1 protein-coding gene is annotated in these 606 nt (G+C 58.7%); it reads right to left on the bottom strand.

What is annotated here, in order from left to right; all coding sequences use genetic code 11:
* Window positions 1-41 precede the first annotated feature (41 nt).
* Window positions 42-606: hypothetical protein (locus AC1WTP_RS34470; RefSeq protein ID WP_481653386.1), on the bottom strand; the 565-nt coding region annotated here is incomplete at its 5' end.

The following is a 606-nucleotide window of genomic DNA, read 5'->3' on the forward strand; positions in this document are numbered from 1 at the left end:
CCGCGACGTCTTCGCCACCTACGGCATCTAACAAACCATGATCAAACCGGACACACCCGAACAACGCCGGGGCCGTGGCCCTTCGGTAGCTGTCTTGCTGCGCTCTTCACCGTGTTGATCACAGACTTCGCAGACCATGCCGTTACGTCGTCTTTCGCTTTGGCCTCCACGGGCACGAGGTGCTCGCCCATGAGGGCGAAGGAGTCGTAATCGGCACCCTTGACTCCGCTCTCGCGGCGCGTTTCCACCCGCAGACTTGCGATCTGGAGCGCCCACAGTACGTCCAGCTCGAATGCTGCGCCACTCAGTTCGCGAGTCCGCACGCCGTCAAGCACGGCTTCAAACCACGGATAGCTTTGCAGCTGATACAACCGTCGGGCCAGTTCGCGAATGCGGTGAATCGACAAGGCTTTTAGGGTGCGATGATCGCCCGGGATTAAAAACCTGTCTCTCTGACTCTTTGCGTTCGCGGCGATAATGTTTTTTTCTATCCAACTGGTTCCGAGGTGCCCGGCTATGATCTCCCTGGCTAAGGGACGTCTCGTAACCCCGATGTCTGTCCGGTGAGGACGGTCGTTGATGATGCCTGGGTGCAGGTGATCTCCG

The sequence above is a fragment of the Micromonospora sp. R311 genome (genome assembly GCF_056780015.1).